The following is a 15,009-nucleotide window of genomic DNA, read 5'->3' on the forward strand; positions in this document are numbered from 1 at the left end:
AGCCGCCATCGATAAGTATCTAATACAAAATTGATCAACTACGATAAGTAATCCAGATCGTAGAGGCAGGATCACATGGACCTCAAACAGCTGCGCTACTTCGTCGCCGTGGCCGAGGAACTGCACTTCGGGCGGGCCGCAGCGCGCCTGTGCATTTCACAACCGGCGCTGAGTTTCGATATCAAGAAGCTTGAAGGGCAACTGGATCTCCAGTTGCTCAACCGCAACAACAAGTCCGTGAGCCTGACCAACGCCGGTCAGGTGCTGCTGGGCGAGGCGCGCTATCTGCTGCTGCGGGCCGACCAGGCACGACGCCTGACCCAGCGCTCGGCCGAAGGCTTTGCCGGGCGCCTGAGTGTGGGTTTCGTCAACTCGATCCTGCACCGCGGCCTGCCCCAGACGGTCAAGGCCTTCGAGCGCGATCATCCGGACACCGAGATCGTGCTGATGGAAATGAACAGCGCCGCTCAGGCCCAGGCCCTGCAGCGGGGCCAGATCGATATCGGTTTCGTCCACGGGGGCACCTTCGCCGCCGGTATCCACAGCGAGACACTGCTGGCCGAACCCTTTCTCTGCTGCCTGCCCCAGGGCCACCGGCTGGCCCGACAGGCGCGAGTCGACCTGGGGCAATTGGCCCATGATGATTTCATCCTGTTTCCACGGGAGGTCTCGCCCCACTACCACGACCTGATCATCGCCCGCTGCGTGGCCGCCGGATTCAGCCCGCGCATCCGTCACGAGACTCGGCTCTGGCAAACCGTGGTGGCGATGGTGGCCCATGAAATGGGAGTGGCGCTGGTGCCCCAGACCCTGGCCCTGCTCGGCCAGCCGGGGGTGAGTTACTGCGAGATCGAAGGCAAGGGCGCGCCTTCAGAGATCCTGGCGATCCATCTGGCGGACAAGCCTTCGGCCGCAGCCGACAGCTTCCTCGCCAGGTTCCGGGACTTGCTGCAACCAGCAATCACAGGGGTGTAAGCGCCACGCGGCGATACGAAATCACGTATCAAACCATAAGATTTAATCATTATATTTTTCGATTCCTGCCTGTATAGGCTCCCAGCGGTCGGGCCTTGCATGAAGCCCACGTGCCCTGCGCGGGTGCCCATAACAATAACAAGCAGGAGTTGCACATGACCGCCGCCCTGGAAGCTGCTGCCCACAAGAAAGCCCGCAAGGCGGGCATCGCCTCGTTCATCGGCACCACCATCGAGTGGTATGACTTCTACGCCTATGGAATCGCCGCCGCCCTGGTGTTCGGCAAAGTCTTCTTCCCCGCCGACCTGCCCCCGGGCACCGCTACCCTGCTGTCCTTCCTGACCCTGTGGGCCGGCTTTGTCGCGCGCCCCATCGGCGGCATCATCTTCGGCCACATGGGCGACAAGATCGGCCGCAAGACCACCCTGGTGATCACCCTGATCATGATGGGCGTGGCCACCACCTGCATCGGCCTGCTGCCCAGCTACCTGCAGATCGGCATCTGGGCGCCGATTGCCCTGGTGGCCCTGCGCATCATCCAGGGCATCGCGGTGGGCGGCGAATGGGGCGGGGCGATCCTGATCGCCAGCGAGAGCGCGCCCAAGGGCAAGGGCATTCTCTATGCCGCCTTTGCCCAACAGGGCTCACCGGCCGGCAACCTGCTGGCGACCCTGGTGTTTTTCGGCCTCAGCGCCCTGCCCGCACCGGACTTCCTGCTCTGGGGCTGGCGCATCCCGTTTCTGCTCTCGGCGCTGCTGGTGATCGTCGGCATGATCATTCGCCTCAAGCTCGAAGAGTCCGATGACATGAAACGCCTGATCGCGCAGAAGAAGACCGTCAAGCTGCCGATTCTCGAAGTGCTGCGCAGCCACTGGCGGCTGGTGCTGCTGGGCGCCGGGGTGCTGCCGATCATCCACGTCACCTACTTCAAGAGCACCTTCGCCCTGTCCTGGGCCACCAAGGAACTGGGCTACACCCAGAGCAGTTTTCTCAGCGTGATCGTCATGGCCCTGGTGGTGCAGTTCATCACCCAACCCCTGGGGGCGGTGCTGGTTTCACGCATCGACATGCGCAAGGCCATGGTGTTGATGGTGGTACCGGAACTGGTGCTGATGCCGGCGATGTTCTTCGCCGTGGAAACCGGCAGCTACTGGATCGCCGCGCTCGGCATGTGCCTGGCCACCGTGCCCCATTCGATGTTCTATGGCGCGGTGGGCGGCATCCTGGCCCGGGCCTTTCCGACCCGGGTGCGCTACAGCGGGCTGTCGATTTCCTATCAGCTGTGCTCGCTGCTGGTGGGGGGCGCCACCCCGGTGCTGGCCCAGAGCATCCTCAACGGCACCGGCAGCATCGTCGGCGTGGCCATCGCCTCGGCCTGCTACACCCTGGTTTCGCTGCTGTGCATGCTGGCACTGCTCAAGCGCATCGGCCACAACGCTGCCGAGTTGTCCACAGCGGAGCAGGCGGATGCCGATGAACTGGCGCGACAGACAGAGAATCAAAACCCGCCGCAGCGGCCTGTGGATAACCTGGAGCAAACCAGCCCGGGTCCTTCAGGCAAGCCTTTACAGCCCGCTCACTGAATCGCCCCAGGGCTTGCCATGCGGCGCTCGTGCTCCAGCAGCCAGCGTTTGCGCCACAGCCCGCCGCCGTAGCCGGTCAGCGCGCCATCGCTACCAATGACTCGGTGGCAGGCGATGACGATGGAGATCTGATTGGCGCCGTTGGCCCGGGCCACGGCACGCACCGCTGACGGCGAGCCGATCCGGCTCGCCACTTCGGCATAACTGCAGGTGCTGCCCAGAGGGATGGCGCGCAAGGCCTGCCACACCGTTCGGGTAAAGGGCGAGGCGTTCATCGCCAGGGGGGTGTGGAAACCGTCGGGCTCTCCGGCGAAGTAACGCTGCAGCTCGGCCTCGATTTGATCGATGGGGGCGAAACGTCCGAAGCCTATGCTGGAGCCGCTGCTCTTTTGCAGGTTTTGCAGTTCATTGGCCAGGGCCGGACGATCGAAAAACTCCAGCAGATGCAGGACCTGGGCGTCGGCCACCGCCAGCATCACGCCGATGGGGGTCTGCAGCCAGTCCACCTTGAGCAGCTCGCGCCCCCGCAGGTTCGACGGTGGCTGGCCGGCCAGGCGGGCAAAGGCTCGGCGAAAGCCACTATCGGAATCAAAGCCGGCGCTGATCTGCGCATCGATCACCGACTCGCCACAGGACAGCTGCTGCATGCCTTGGCCCATGCGTCGCAGGCGGGCCATTTCCAGGAAGGTCACCCCAAAGTAGCGCTTGAACGCGCGCCGCACCGTGGACGGGTCCAGCCCCTGGCGGCTCAGGTCGTCTTCGTACCAGCGGCGTTCGGGATCGCTTTGCAACTGATCCAGCAGGGTTTGCACCCAGGGTTCCTGCACCCCGGCCCGCTCCAGGGGACGACAACGCAAGCAGGCGCGGAATCCCGCTTCGACGCAGCCCTTGATGGAGCTGAAGAACACCGTGTTCTCGCGCTTGGGCTTGCGTGCGGCGCAGGTCAGGCGACAGAACACACCGGTACTTTTCACTCCGACAAAGGCAAAGCCTTCATAGGCCGGGTCACGATCCAGAAGGGCCTGGTACAGGGTGTCGTCATCGGGGAGCTGGAACAGCAGAGGGGCGTTTTCCATAGCCGCATCCTAAACCTTGAAGCATTGGGTTCGAGCACTTTAAACCCGCTCCCCGACAGCGGCCGCTGAAAAACGGGCGTTGATTCCCACACCGTCGAGCACTGCGCAAGCGCCATGCAGATTCATGCACTATATTGGTGCAACGAGTTACGCCCGGAGACCATTCACAGCCCATTTTGGTTCGAAAATACCCGCCAGGGCTGGCAAAGCGCCACGCAATCGAGCTTCAAACGGCTGTTTCAGGGCTTGGACGCTTCTTTTCGGAGCCTTGGTTTGGTTTTTGCATTTTCTCCACATCAGCGCCTTACCCGCGCGCGCACTTCGGGACCGGCCCCGGATTGTCTTGCTTCAAAAGAGGTCACCCTTTACCCATGACCATCAGCGACCCACTGCACCGTCTGCTTCTGGACAACCTGACCACCGCCACCATCCTGCTCAACGCCGACCTGCGCCTTGAGTACATGAATCCGGCGGCGGAGATGCTCCTGGCCATCAGCGGCCAGCGCAGCCATGGGCAATTCATCAGCGAGCTGTTCACCGAATCCGCCGAAGCCTTGAGCTCCCTGCGCCAGGCAGTGGAACAGGCGCACCCGTTCACCAAGCGCGAAGCCATGCTCACCGCCCTGACCGGCCAGACCCTGACCGTCGACTACGCGGTGACGCCGATCCTCAGCAATGGCGACACCCTGTTGCTGCTGGAGGTCCACCCTCGCGACCGGTTGCTGCGCATCACCAAGGAAGAGGCCCAGCTGTCCAAGCAGGAAACCAGCAAGATGCTGGTGCGCGGCCTGGCCCACGAGATCAAGAACCCTCTGGGAGGGATTCGCGGCGCCGCACAATTGCTGGCCCGGGAGCTGCCCGAAGAAAGCCTCAAGGACTACACCAACGTCATCATCGAAGAGGCCGACCGCCTGCGAAACCTGGTGGATCGCATGCTGGGCTCGAACAAGCTGCCGTCCCTGGCACTGACCAACATCCATGAAGTGCTGGAGCGGGTCAGCAGCCTGGTGGAAGCCGAAAGCCAGGGCTGCATCACCCTGGTACGCGATTACGACCCGAGCATTCCCGACGTATTGATCGACCGCGAGCAGATGATCCAGGCGGTGCTCAACATCGTGCGCAACGCCATGCAGGCCATCAGCACCCAGAACGAAATGCGCCTGGGGCGCATCACCCTGCGCAGCCGCACCATGCGCCAGTTCACCATCGGCCATGTGCGCCATCGCCTGGTGACCAAGATCGAGATCATCGACAACGGCCCGGGCATCCCCGCAGAGCTGCAGGACACCCTTTTCTTCCCCATGGTCAGCGGCCGGCCGGACGGTACCGGGCTGGGTCTGGCCATCACCCAGAACATCATCAGCCAGCACCAGGGCCTGATCGAATGTGACAGCCATCCCGGCCACACCACCTTCTCGATCTTTCTGCCTCTGGAACAAGGAGCCCCATCGACATGAGCCGTAGTGAAACCGTGTGGATCGTCGATGACGACCGTTCTATCCGTTGGGTCCTGGAAAAAGCCTTGCAACAGGAAGGCATGACCACCCAGAGCTTCGACAGCGCCGATGGGGTGATGAGTCGCCTGGCACGCCAGCAGCCGGACGTGATCATCTCCGACATCCGTATGCCCGGTGCCAGCGGCCTCGACCTGCTGGCGCGGATTCGCGAGCTGCACCCGCGTCTGCCGGTGATCATCATGACCGCGCATTCGGACCTGGACAGCGCGGTCGCCTCCTACCAGGGCGGGGCCTTCGAGTACCTGCCCAAGCCGTTCGATGTGGATGAGGCAGTGTCCCTGGTCAAGCGTGCCAACCAGCATGCTCAGGAGCAGCAGGGCCTGGAAGTGGCCCCGACCCTGGCTCGCACCCCGGAGATCATCGGCGAAGCGCCGGCGATGCAGGAGGTGTTCCGCGCCATCGGGCGCTTGAGTCACTCCAACATCACGGTGTTGATCAACGGTGAGTCGGGCACCGGCAAGGAACTGGTGGCCCACGCCCTGCATCGCCACAGCCCGCGGGCGGCTTCGCCGTTCATCGCCCTGAACATGGCGGCGATTCCCAAGGACCTGATGGAGTCCGAGCTGTTCGGCCATGAAAAAGGCGCCTTCACCGGCGCCGCCAACCTGCGCCGTGGACGTTTCGAGCAAGCCGATGGTGGCACCCTGTTCCTCGACGAAATCGGTGATATGCCCGCCGATACCCAGACTCGCCTGCTGCGGGTTCTGGCCGATGGCGAGTTCTACCGGGTCGGTGGACATACTCCAGTCAAGGTCGATGTACGGATCATCGCCGCCACTCACCAGAACCTGGAAACCCTGGTGCATGCCGGCAAGTTCCGTGAGGACCTGTTCCACCGCCTCAACGTGATCCGCATCCACATTCCGCGCCTGTCGGACCGTCGTGAAGACATCCCGACCCTGGCCAAGCACTTCCTCAGCCGTGCCGCCCAGGAACTGGCGGTGGAACCCAAGTTGCTGAAGAACGAAACCGAGGAGTACCTGAAGAACCTGCCCTGGCCGGGCAACGTGCGCCAGCTGGAGAACACCTGCCGCTGGATCACGGTCATGGCGTCGGGACGCGAGGTGCACATCAGCGACCTGCCTCCGGAGCTGTTGAGCCTGCCTCAGGATTCGGCGCCGGTGACCAACTGGGAACAGGCCCTGCGCCAGTGGGCCGACCAGGCCCTGGCCCGTGGGCAATCGAGCCTTCTGGACAGCGCGGTACCGAGTTTCGAGCGGATCATGATCGAGACCGCCCTCAAGCACACCGCCGGCCGCCGCCGCGACGCCGCAGTCCTGCTGGGTTGGGGTCGCAACACCCTGACCCGCAAGATCAAGGAGCTGGGAATGAAGGTGGACGGTGGCGACGAGGACGAAAGCGAAGAAGGCTGAAGCCCCGCCCCACGGCACGTAGGAGCTGGCTTGCCAGCGAAAAGGCCCTTGAGCCTTGCAGAGCGCTGACCGGCGCTTTCGCCGGCAAGCCGGCTCCTACGACGAGGATGTGCGTGCACCAGGATGGGGTGCATGCACTGCCCGAAGGCGCGATGAACCGCAATCGAGCACAGCGCCATCATTCAAGGCCTGGCCTTCAAATCTGAAAATTATCCCTTCGAAAACGCAAAAGCCCCGGAATCCGGGGCTTTCGGCTTTTCATCCAGGCAATTCATGCACCATCGGCCAGAGTTGGCACGCCCCCTGCAATAACCCCATCACTACCCAGTTTAGGGGACCTTGGTACAGGCAGGCCGGGGATTCCCCTCTTTAATACCCGGCCCATCACGCTCACAGCGACGGGCCACATTTTCGGGAACCTCGGTACAGGCAGGCCGGGAATTCCCTCTTTAACTCCGGGCTCATCACGCGCATCGCGACGAGCCAAGCTTTCGGGAACCTCAGTACAGGCAGGCTGGGGCTTCCCTCTTTAACACCGGGCTCATCACGCTGTAAGCGACGTGCCCACAACCCTTTCGGGGACCCTGGTACAGGCAGGCCGGGAATCCCCTTCTTTACACCGGGACTCATCGCCCCCAAGGCGATCAGCCCCTCCCGCTTTTGGGGGCCTTGGTACAGGCAGGCCGGGGTTTCCCTCTTTTATTCCTCGCGCAGGTGGATCGCCAGGCGCCAGCGCCCCTGCACCTCGCTACCCGCCCAATCGCCCCGCAACGGCCGGGCGGCCACCAGGTTCAGCAGCAAGCCCTGGTCCGCCAGGCGCACCCGCCAGTTCACATTCTTCTGATTGACCTGTAGCTGACCGTTCTGCGCGCGTCCCTGGGCGTCGAACAGCAACGCCACGGCGCCGTCGATATGTTCGCCGTGAACCTTGGGTTCATGGTTGAACCACAGCACCAGGCCATCAGTGGCCACCTCGACCTGCTGCAGTTCCACAGGATCGGGCTGGGTCAGGCGGCCGATCATCAGTCCCACCATCATCCCGACAATCGCCAGGGAGCCGAATACCCGCAGCATTAGCTTCGGTCGCGGGTACGCTTCAGGCGTAGAATGCAGCCTGTCTTTCTCTTCGGAGCCGTGCATGTTTCACGTCATCCTCTTTCAACCAGAAATTCCGCCGAATACCGGCAACGTTATCAGGCTGTGCGCCAACAGCGGCTGCCACCTGCATTTGATCGAGCCGCTGGGTTTCGAAATGGACGACAAGCGCCTGCGCCGTGCCGGCCTCGACTATCACGAATACGCCACCCTGCAACGCCATGCCGACCTTGCCAGCTGCCTGGAAAGCCTTGGCCATCCGCGCCTGTTCGCCTTCACCACCAAGGGCTCGCGGCCCTTCCATGACGCCAGTTTCCAGGAGGGCGACGCCTTCCTGTTCGGCCCCGAGAGCCGCGGCCTGCCGGCGGACGTACTGGACGCCCTGCCGGGCGAGCAGCGCCTGCGCCTGCCCATGCGCGAAGGCTGCCGCAGCCTGAATCTGTCCAACACCGTGGCCGTGGCCGTCTATGAAGGCTGGCGGCAGTTGGGGTTCAAGTAGGGCCTGGAGTTCGCGGGCAAGCCCGCTCCTACAGGTTTCGCCCGTGCATGAAAAAAGCGCCTGTAATGGCGCTTTTTTCATGCACGGGCGACGCTCTTATTGAACGGTGTTCTCGCCGGCGGACTGCAGACGTTGCAGTTCCTGGGCGTACAGCGCGTCGAAGTTCACCGGGGCCAGCATCAGGGCCGGGAACGAACCACGGGTCACCAGGCTGTCCAGCGCTTCGCGAGCGTAAGGGAACAGGATGTTCGGGCAGAAGGCACCCAGGGTGTGGCTCATGGAAGCCTCGTCCAGGTTCTTGATCAGGAAGATGCCGGCCTGTTGCACTTCAGCGATGAAGGCCACTTCGTCGCCGTTCTTCACGGTCACGGACAGGGTCAGCACCACTTCGTGGAAGTCGGCTTCCAGGGCTTTCTGACGGGTGTTCAGGTCCAGGCCGACGCTTGGTTCCCACTGCTGGCGGAAGATGGCCGGGCTTTTCGGCGCTTCGAAGGACAGGTCACGCACGTAGATGCGCTGCAGGGAGAATTGCGGTGCGCTTTCGTCTTCGGCAGCAGCAGTGTTCTGTTGGTCAGTCATCTCAGATCCTTCTTGATCTTGGGGTCTATAGGGTTAGGAATTTCAGGCCGCCAGCAGCGCGTCGAGCTTGCCGGCGCGCTCCAGGGCAAACAAATCATCACAACCACCTACATGGGTGGCACCGATCCAGATCTGCGGCACGGACGTGCGTCCGGCCTTCTGGGCCATATCGGCGCGCACCTGCGGCTTGCCATCGACCTTGATCTCTTCGAAGGCTACGCCTTTGCTCCCGAGCAGATGCTTGGCCCGCGAGCAGTAAGGGCAGTAATCACTGGAGTAGACGATGACCTTGGGCATTACTTCACCAATGGCAGGTTGTCGGCTTTCCAGCTGGACACGCCGCCGGACAGTTTGGCCGCGGTGAACCCGGACTTCAGCAGTTCACGGGCGTGGGTGCCGGCGTGCTGGCCTTGGGCGTCCACCAGGATGATGGTCTTGGCCTTGTGCTTCTCCAGCTCGCCGACGCGGGCGGTCAGCTTGTCCTGGGGAATGTTCAGCGCGCCGACAATGTGGCCGGCAGCGAAGTCCTTGGACGGACGGATATCGATCACTACGCCCTGCTCGCTGTTGACCAGCGCGGTCAGTTCACGGGTGCTGAGGCTGCGGCCACCGCGGCTCAATTCATGAGCGATCAACAGAGCCAGCAGGATGGCGAAGGCGCCGACGAGCAAGTAGTGTTCAGTGGCGAATTGAATCAGGTGAGCAACCATCTAAGGAGGTTCCAGGGCGTTAAAATGTCGGCCAGTATACACAGCCCTCAAGGTCGGCCAAACCCCGCCCGGCGGTGACGCCACCGGAACTTCGCTTTAAACTGCCACTCCCTTTTTCAACACCTCCCTTTTCAACACTTTCCTATCCAGCCACGAGTGGACGCCATGACTACCACGCCTAAACCTTTGGTCCTGATGATTCTGGATGGCTTCGGTCACAGCGAGAGCCACGAATCCAACGCCGTCTATGCGGCCAAGAAGCCAGTCCTGGACCGCTTGTGCGCCAGCATGCCCAACGGCCTGATCTCCGGCTCGGGCATGGACGTCGGCCTGCCGGACGGGCAGATGGGCAACTCCGAAGTCGGCCACATGAACCTGGGCGCCGGTCGCGTGGTGTATCAGGACTTCACCCGGGTGACCAAGGCCATCCGTGACGGTGAGTTCTTCGAGAACCCGACCATTTGCGCGGCCGTGGACAAGGCCGTGGCCGCCGACAAGGCCGTGCACATCCTCGGCCTGCTGTCGGACGGCGGCGTGCACAGCCACCAGGACCACCTGATCGCCATGGCCGAACTGGCCTTCAAGCGTGGCGCCGAGAAGATCTACCTGCACGCCTTCCTCGACGGTCGCGATACGCCGCCCAAAAGCGCCCAATCGTCCATCGAACTGCTGGACGAAACCTTCAAGACCCTGGGCAAGGGCCGCATCGCCAGCCTGATCGGCCGTTACTTCGCCATGGACCGCGACAATCGCTGGGACCGCGTGGCCCAGGCCTACAACCTGATCGTCGACGGCCAGGGCCAATTCAACGCCGCCACTGCCCAGGAAGGCCTGCAAGCCGCCTACGCCCGTGAAGAGAGCGACGAATTCGTCAAGGCCACCACCATCGGCGAACCGGTCAAGGTCGAAGACGGCGATGCCGTGGTGTTCATGAACTTCCGCGCCGACCGGGCCCGCGAGCTGACCCGGGTCTTCGTCGAGGACGACTTCAAGGACTTCGAACGTGCGCGCCAGCCAAAGCTGGCCGGCTTTGTCATGCTCACCCAGTACGCCGCCAGCATCCCCGCGCCGTCGGCCTTCGCTCCGGGCAGCCTGGAAAACGTGCTGGGCGATTATTTGGCGAAAAACGGCAAGACCCAGCTGCGCATTGCCGAAACCGAGAAATACGCTCACGTGACCTTCTTCTTCTCCGGCGGCCGTGAAGAGCCGTTCCCGGGCGAAGAGCGCATCCTGATCCCGTCGCCGAAAGTCGCCACCTACGACCTGCAACCGGAAATGAGCGCTCCGGAAGTCACCGACAAGATCGTCGATGCCATCGAGCACCAGCGTTACGACGTGATCATCGTCAACTACGCCAACGGCGACATGGTCGGCCACAGCGGTGTGTTCGCAGCCGCAGTGAAAGCCGTTGAATGCCTGGACCTGTGTGTCGGCCGCATCGTCGATGCCCTGGAAAAAGTGGGCGGCGAAGCGCTGATCACAGCGGACCACGGCAACGTCGAGCAGATGTCCGACGAGTCCACCGGCCAGGCCCACACGGCCCACACCACCGAGCCGGTGCCTTTCATCTATGTGGGCAAGCGTGCGCTGAAAGTCCGCGAAGGCGGGGTCCTGGCGGACGTGGCGCCCACCATGCTCAAACTGCTGGGCCTGGCGCAGCCTGAAGAGATGACCGGCAAGTCGATACTGCTGGAAGCCTGAAGCTGAAGCTGGCTGTTTCCTGCGCAAACGCCCGATACGCCGTATCGGGCGTTTGCGTATCAGCAGCAGCCATTTCCTCGCTGCCTCTGCACCTGATGAGCGAATCCAGAAAGCACAATCCGCGGCACCAGCACGCAAACAGCAATAGTTATCAGTTACGATTGCGCGGCATCTGGAGAAAACCGAATGAACAAGACTGCCGTACTTTTTTTAGCCTCCGTCCTCGCAGGTTGCGCCAACCCTGCTCATGTTGATCACAAGCACACACCTGAAGTGGCTTCACTCGAGGATCAGCATCCCTCGGTAGAAATGGATAGCTACACCGCCGAGAAACTGAACGCCCTGCTCAAGCTCCGCCAACAGGCCGAGGCAGACAGCATGGGCCAACTGAGCGAGCAGATTTCACGGGAGTTCATGCACACGCCTTATGCAGCGAACATGCTGCAGGGCTCGGCGACCCTGGCGGAGAAGCTGGTCGTCGACTTCAGGGGCCTGGATTGCTTCACCTACCTGGATTACGTCGAGGCTCTGCGCAAATCCACCGACCAGGACAGCTTCATCAAGAACCTCATCCAGACCCGCTATACCGGCGACGGCGTGCACTATGCAGACCGCCGGCACTTCTTCACGGATTGGGCGCATGCCGGGCAACCGCTGACCGAAGACCTGACTGCGCAGCTCAGCGCGGATGCGGTGACCGTGACTAAACACCTCAACCAAAAGGCTAACGGTGACCTTTACCTGCCAGGCCTGCCCCTGGTTGAACGCGACATTACCTACATACCCAGCACGTCGATTGACGAACAGTTGCTCAGCCGCCTGCAGACTGGCGACTACATCGGCATCTACACCCATCTTGCGGGCCTGGACGTCACCCATACCGGGCTCTTCGTCAAAACCGCCAACGGCCCCGTGCTGCGCAATGCATCGTCCAAGAAGAGGCAACGCGAGGTCATGGATTCACCCTTCATGGAATACGTGCAGAACATCCCGGGCATCGTGGTGTTGCGAACTCGACAAGACGGCCAGGCTTTCATCCCGCAGTCGGCGCCGAAAATCGACGCGCAATCAGCACGACAACCAAGCCAGGCGCTTACTCACGGCTGATGGCCAACGGCATTCCGCCGCCAGCCACTCCAGCGAACGGGCCCGGCTCGATCGGGGTCGGCGGCAATAACCGCCTGCATCCTGATAGCAAAAGGCCCAATAATGGGCCGGAAACGGCTTTTTATGACGAACGCCTCAAAGCAGTTGGCTTTGAGGCGTTTTTTTTGCAGCGATGGGCGGGCATACTAGACCGTCCCTTTCCCTGGTGTCGCCCGCCTCTATGCTTCGCGCCCTGATTGCCCTTGCTCTGATCTGCCTGCTCCAACCGGCTTTTGCCGATGAGCGCGCGCAAACCCAACAACAGTTGGACGCCACGCGTCAGGACATTGCCGAGCTGAAAAAGCTGCTGGGCAAGCTGCAGGAAGAGAAGTCCGGCGTGCAGAAAGACCTGCGCGGCACCGAGACCGAGATGGGCAAGCTGGAGAAGCAGGTCGAAGCCCTGCAGAAAGAGCTGAAAAAAAGCGAATCCGAGCTGCAGCGACTCGATGAGGAGAAAAAAAAACTCCAGAGCGCGCGCACTGAACAGCAACGACTGATCGCCATCCAGGCCCGCGCGGCCTACCAGAACGGGCGCCAGGAATACCTCAAGCTGCTGCTCAACCAGCAGAATCCGGAAAAATTCGCCCGCACCCTGACCTATTACGACTACCTGAGCCAGGCGCGCCTGGAGCAGTTGAAGAACTTCAACGAAACCCTGCGTCAGCTGGCCAATGTGGAAAAGGACATTTCCCTGCAACAGGCCCAGTTGCTGGTGCAGAAGAGCAGCCTCGACACCCAGCGTGAAGAACTCGACAAGGTCCGCAAAGAGCGGCAGTTGGCCCTGGCCAAGCTGAACAACGACGTGAAGGCCCGGGACGACAAGCTCAAGGCCCGCGAACAGGACCAGGCCGACCTGGCCAAGGTCCTGAAAACCATTGAAGAAACCCTGGCCCGCCAGGCCCGCGAGGCAGAAGAAGCGCGCCAGAAAGCGCTGATCGCCCAGCAGGAAGCCGAAAAAAAGCGTTTACGTGAGGCCCAGGCCGACGCCAGCGATGCCCCGCGCAAGCCCGTCAGATCAAGCCCGGGCGCCTTGGTTTCCAGCGCCGGCCCTTCCTTCGGCGGTGCATTTGCTGCAGCCCGGGGAAAACTTCCATGGCCCGTTGATGGTCGACTGCTGGCACGCTTTGGTGAAACCCGTGGCGACGACTCCCGTTCCAAGTGGGACGGGGTGATGATCAGCGCCGCCGCCGGCAGCCAGGTGCACGCCGTACACGGTGGCCGGGTAGTGTTCGCCGACTGGCTGCGCGGTGCCGGGCTGCTGGTGATCCTCGATCATGGCAACGGTTACCTAAGTCTCTACGGACATAACCAGACACTGCTCAAAGAAGCCGGTGATGTGGTCAAGGCCGGAGAGTCCATCTCCACAGTGGGCAATAGTGGCGGACAGGACACTCCTGCGCTGTACTTTGCAATTCGTCAGCAGGGCCGCCCCAGCGACCCGGCACAGTGGTGCCACGCGCAAGGATAAGCGCTGCATCTAAATTAGGAGTTCGTTCGACATGCTGCATTTGTCCCGCCTTACCTCGCTGGCCCTGACGATCGCCCTGGTGATCGGAGCGCCTCTGGCGTTTGCCGCCGAAACCGCTCCATCGGCGACCGCCGCGACCACCAAGGCACCTTTGCCGCTGGAAGAACTGCGCACCTTTGCCGAGGTCATGGACCGGATCAAGGCGGCCTATGTCGAACCCGTGGATGACAAGACCCTGCTGGAGAATGCCATCAAGGGCATGCTCAGCAACCTCGACCCGCATTCGGCCTACCTGGGACCGGAGGACTTCGCCGAACTGCAGGAAAGCACCAGCGGCGAATTCGGCGGCCTGGGCATTGAAGTCGGGGCCGAAGACGGCTTTATCAAAGTGGTCTCGCCCATCGACGACACTCCAGCGTCCAAGGCCGGCATCCAGGCCGGCGACCTGATCGTCAAGATCAACGGCCAGCCGACCCGCGGCCAGACCATGACCGAAGCCGTGGACAAGATGCGCGGCAAGATCGGCCAGAAAATCACCCTGACCCTGGTGCGCGACGGCGGTACGCCGTTCGACGTGACCCTGGCCCGCGCCACCATCCAGGTGAAAAGCGTGAAGAGCCAGCTGCTGGAGTCGGGCTACGGCTACATCCGCATCACCCAGTTCCAGGTCAAGACCGGCGAGGAAGTCTCCAAGGCCCTGGCCAAGCTGCGCAAGGACAACGGCAAGAAGCTCAACGGCATCGTCCTCGACCTGCGCAACAACCCGGGCGGCGTGCTGCAGGCCGCGGTGGAAGTGGTGGACCACTTCATCACCAAGGGCCTGATCGTCTACACCAAGGGCCGCATCGCCAACTCCGAGCTGCGCTTCTCCGCCACCGGCAAGGACGAGAGCGAAGCCGTGCCGATGGTGGTGCTGATCAACGGCGGCAGCGCCTCGGCTTCGGAAATCGTCGCCGGCGCCCTGCAGGACCAGAAACGCGCGGTGCTGATGGGCACCACCAGCTTCGGCAAAGGCTCGGTACAGACCGTGCTGCCGCTGAACAACGACCGTGCGCTGAAGATCACCACCGCCCTGTACTTCACCCCCAACGGCCGCTCGATCCAGGCCCAGGGCATCGTTCCGGACATCGAAGTGCGCCGCGCCAAGATCACCAGCGAGACCCAGGACGGCGAGTACTTCAAGGAAGCGGACCTGCAGGGTCACCTGGGCAACGGCAACGGTGGTGCCGACAAGCCGAGCGGCTCGTCGAGCAAGGCCAAGCCGATGCCGCAGGGTGACGACTACCC

Annotated in this window: 14 protein-coding genes; 9 read left to right on the plus strand and 5 right to left on the minus strand. The window is 62.5% G+C overall.

Going from position 1 to position 15,009, the window contains the following annotated elements; all coding sequences use genetic code 11:
* Positions 1 to 75 precede the first annotated feature (75 nt).
* A complete protein-coding gene (locus BLX41_RS05830; protein WP_123724132.1) occupies positions 76 to 975 on the plus strand; it encodes a LysR family transcriptional regulator in 900 nt (299 codons plus the stop codon).
* A 155-nt stretch (positions 976 to 1,130) separates the two neighbouring features.
* Positions 1,131 to 2,558, plus strand: coding sequence for an MFS transporter (locus BLX41_RS05835; RefSeq protein ID WP_123724133.1), 1,428 nt, complete (start codon positions 1,131 to 1,133; stop codon positions 2,556 to 2,558).
* On the opposite strand, the gene BLX41_RS05840 is transcribed toward BLX41_RS05835, so the two are convergent.
* Positions 2,552 to 3,634, minus strand: a complete 1,083-nt coding sequence (locus BLX41_RS05840; protein ID WP_123724134.1) for a bifunctional transcriptional activator/DNA repair enzyme AdaA — start codon at positions 3,632 to 3,634, stop codon at positions 2,552 to 2,554. The genes BLX41_RS05835 and BLX41_RS05840 overlap by 7 nt on opposite strands.
* Positions 3,635 to 4,005: 371 nt before the next feature.
* Between BLX41_RS05840 and glnL the strand changes: the two genes are divergently transcribed.
* Both glnL and ntrC read left to right on the plus strand, forming a co-directional pair.
* Positions 4,006 to 5,091 carry a nitrogen regulation protein NR(II) gene (gene glnL, locus BLX41_RS05845; RefSeq protein WP_123724135.1) on the plus strand — a complete coding sequence of 362 codons (1,086 nt, stop codon included), beginning with the start codon at positions 4,006 to 4,008 and terminating at the stop codon, positions 5,089 to 5,091.
* Positions 5,088 to 6,524 (plus strand): nitrogen regulation protein NR(I), encoded by a 1,437-nt coding sequence (ntrC, locus tag BLX41_RS05850; RefSeq protein ID WP_016963311.1) that lies wholly within the window; start codon positions 5,088 to 5,090, stop codon positions 6,522 to 6,524. Before glnL ends, ntrC begins: the two co-directional genes overlap by 4 nt.
* Positions 6,525 to 7,223: 699 nt before the next feature.
* Here ntrC and BLX41_RS05855 read toward each other — a convergent pair.
* Entirely contained in the window at positions 7,224 to 7,664 is a 441-nt protein-coding gene (locus BLX41_RS05855; RefSeq protein WP_123724136.1) for a hypothetical protein, read from the minus strand.
* Here BLX41_RS05855 and trmL point away from each other — a divergent pair.
* Positions 7,663 to 8,118 (plus strand): tRNA (uridine(34)/cytosine(34)/5-carboxymethylaminomethyluridine(34)-2'-O)-methyltransferase TrmL, encoded by a 456-nt coding sequence (gene trmL, locus BLX41_RS05860; protein WP_011058750.1) that lies wholly within the window; start codon positions 7,663 to 7,665, stop codon positions 8,116 to 8,118. The genes BLX41_RS05855 and trmL overlap by 2 nt on opposite strands.
* Before the next feature lie 96 nt (positions 8,119 to 8,214).
* Here trmL and secB read toward each other — a convergent pair whose 3' ends face one another.
* From secB to BLX41_RS05875, 3 genes are read right to left on the minus strand one after another with little or no spacing between them, the layout of a single operon-like run.
* Positions 8,215 to 8,697, minus strand: a complete 483-nt coding sequence (secB, locus tag BLX41_RS05865) for a protein-export chaperone SecB (protein ID WP_016963308.1) — start codon at positions 8,695 to 8,697, stop codon at positions 8,215 to 8,217.
* Positions 8,698 to 8,739: 42 nt separating this feature from the next.
* Complete coding sequence (grxC, locus tag BLX41_RS05870; protein ID WP_102882126.1) at positions 8,740 to 8,994, minus strand: glutaredoxin 3; 255 nt, start codon at positions 8,992 to 8,994, stop codon at positions 8,740 to 8,742.
* Positions 8,994 to 9,407, minus strand: a complete 414-nt coding sequence (locus tag BLX41_RS05875; RefSeq protein WP_123724137.1) for a rhodanese-like domain-containing protein — start codon at positions 9,405 to 9,407, stop codon at positions 8,994 to 8,996. Before BLX41_RS05875 ends, grxC begins: the two co-directional genes overlap by 1 nt.
* A gap of 165 nt (positions 9,408 to 9,572) precedes the next feature.
* On the opposite strand from BLX41_RS05875, the gene gpmI reads away from it, so the two are divergent.
* From gpmI to BLX41_RS33550, 4 genes are all read left to right on the plus strand, one after another.
* On the plus strand, positions 9,573 to 11,108 hold the full coding sequence (gene gpmI, locus BLX41_RS05880) for a 2,3-bisphosphoglycerate-independent phosphoglycerate mutase (RefSeq protein ID WP_123724138.1): 1,536 nt from the start codon (positions 9,573 to 9,575) through the stop codon (positions 11,106 to 11,108).
* Positions 11,109 to 11,294: 186 nt separating this feature from the next.
* Positions 11,295 to 12,215, plus strand: a complete 921-nt coding sequence (locus BLX41_RS05885) for a DUF1460 domain-containing protein (protein ID WP_123724139.1) — start codon at positions 11,295 to 11,297, stop codon at positions 12,213 to 12,215.
* A 220-nt stretch (positions 12,216 to 12,435) separates the two neighbouring features.
* Positions 12,436 to 13,722 (plus strand): murein hydrolase activator EnvC family protein, encoded by a 1,287-nt coding sequence (locus BLX41_RS05890; protein ID WP_123724140.1) that lies wholly within the window; start codon positions 12,436 to 12,438, stop codon positions 13,720 to 13,722.
* Positions 13,723 to 13,753: 31 nt separating this feature from the next.
* The coding region (locus BLX41_RS33550) for a S41 family peptidase (RefSeq protein ID WP_185073410.1) at positions 13,754 to 15,009 on the plus strand (1,256 nt) is incomplete at its 3' end.

The sequence above is a fragment of the Pseudomonas protegens genome (assembly GCF_003732485.1).
Lineage (GTDB): Bacteria > Pseudomonadota > Gammaproteobacteria > Pseudomonadales > Pseudomonadaceae > Aquipseudomonas > Aquipseudomonas protegens_B.

Bases quoted from the DNA above. Each gene is read 5' to 3' on its own strand.
- BLX41_RS05840 (WP_123724134.1), bottom strand. From the start codon at position 3,634: ATGGAAAACGCCCCTCTGCTGTTCCAGCTCCCCGATGACGACACCCTG.
- trmL (WP_011058750.1), top strand. From the start codon at position 7,663: ATGTTTCACGTCATCCTCTTTCAACCAGAAATTCCGCCGAATACCGGC.
- BLX41_RS05855 (WP_123724136.1), bottom strand. From the start codon at position 7,664: ATGCACGGCTCCGAAGAGAAAGACAGGCTGCATTCTACGCCTGAAGCG.
- gpmI (WP_123724138.1), top strand. From the start codon at position 9,573: ATGACTACCACGCCTAAACCTTTGGTCCTGATGATTCTGGATGGCTTC.
- grxC (WP_102882126.1), bottom strand. From the start codon at position 8,994: ATGCCCAAGGTCATCGTCTACTCCAGTGATTACTGCCCTTACTGCTCG.
- glnL (WP_123724135.1), top strand. From the start codon at position 4,006: ATGACCATCAGCGACCCACTGCACCGTCTGCTTCTGGACAACCTGACC.
- ntrC (WP_016963311.1), top strand. From the start codon at position 5,088: ATGAGCCGTAGTGAAACCGTGTGGATCGTCGATGACGACCGTTCTATC.
- BLX41_RS05875 (WP_123724137.1), bottom strand. From the start codon at position 9,407: ATGGTTGCTCACCTGATTCAATTCGCCACTGAACACTACTTGCTCGTC.
- BLX41_RS05885 (WP_123724139.1), top strand. From the start codon at position 11,295: ATGAACAAGACTGCCGTACTTTTTTTAGCCTCCGTCCTCGCAGGTTGC.
- secB (WP_016963308.1), bottom strand. From the start codon at position 8,697: ATGACTGACCAACAGAACACTGCTGCTGCCGAAGACGAAAGCGCACCG.
- BLX41_RS05835 (WP_123724133.1), top strand. From the start codon at position 1,131: ATGACCGCCGCCCTGGAAGCTGCTGCCCACAAGAAAGCCCGCAAGGCG.
- BLX41_RS05830 (WP_123724132.1), top strand. From the start codon at position 76: ATGGACCTCAAACAGCTGCGCTACTTCGTCGCCGTGGCCGAGGAACTG.
- BLX41_RS05890 (WP_123724140.1), top strand. From the start codon at position 12,436: ATGCTTCGCGCCCTGATTGCCCTTGCTCTGATCTGCCTGCTCCAACCG.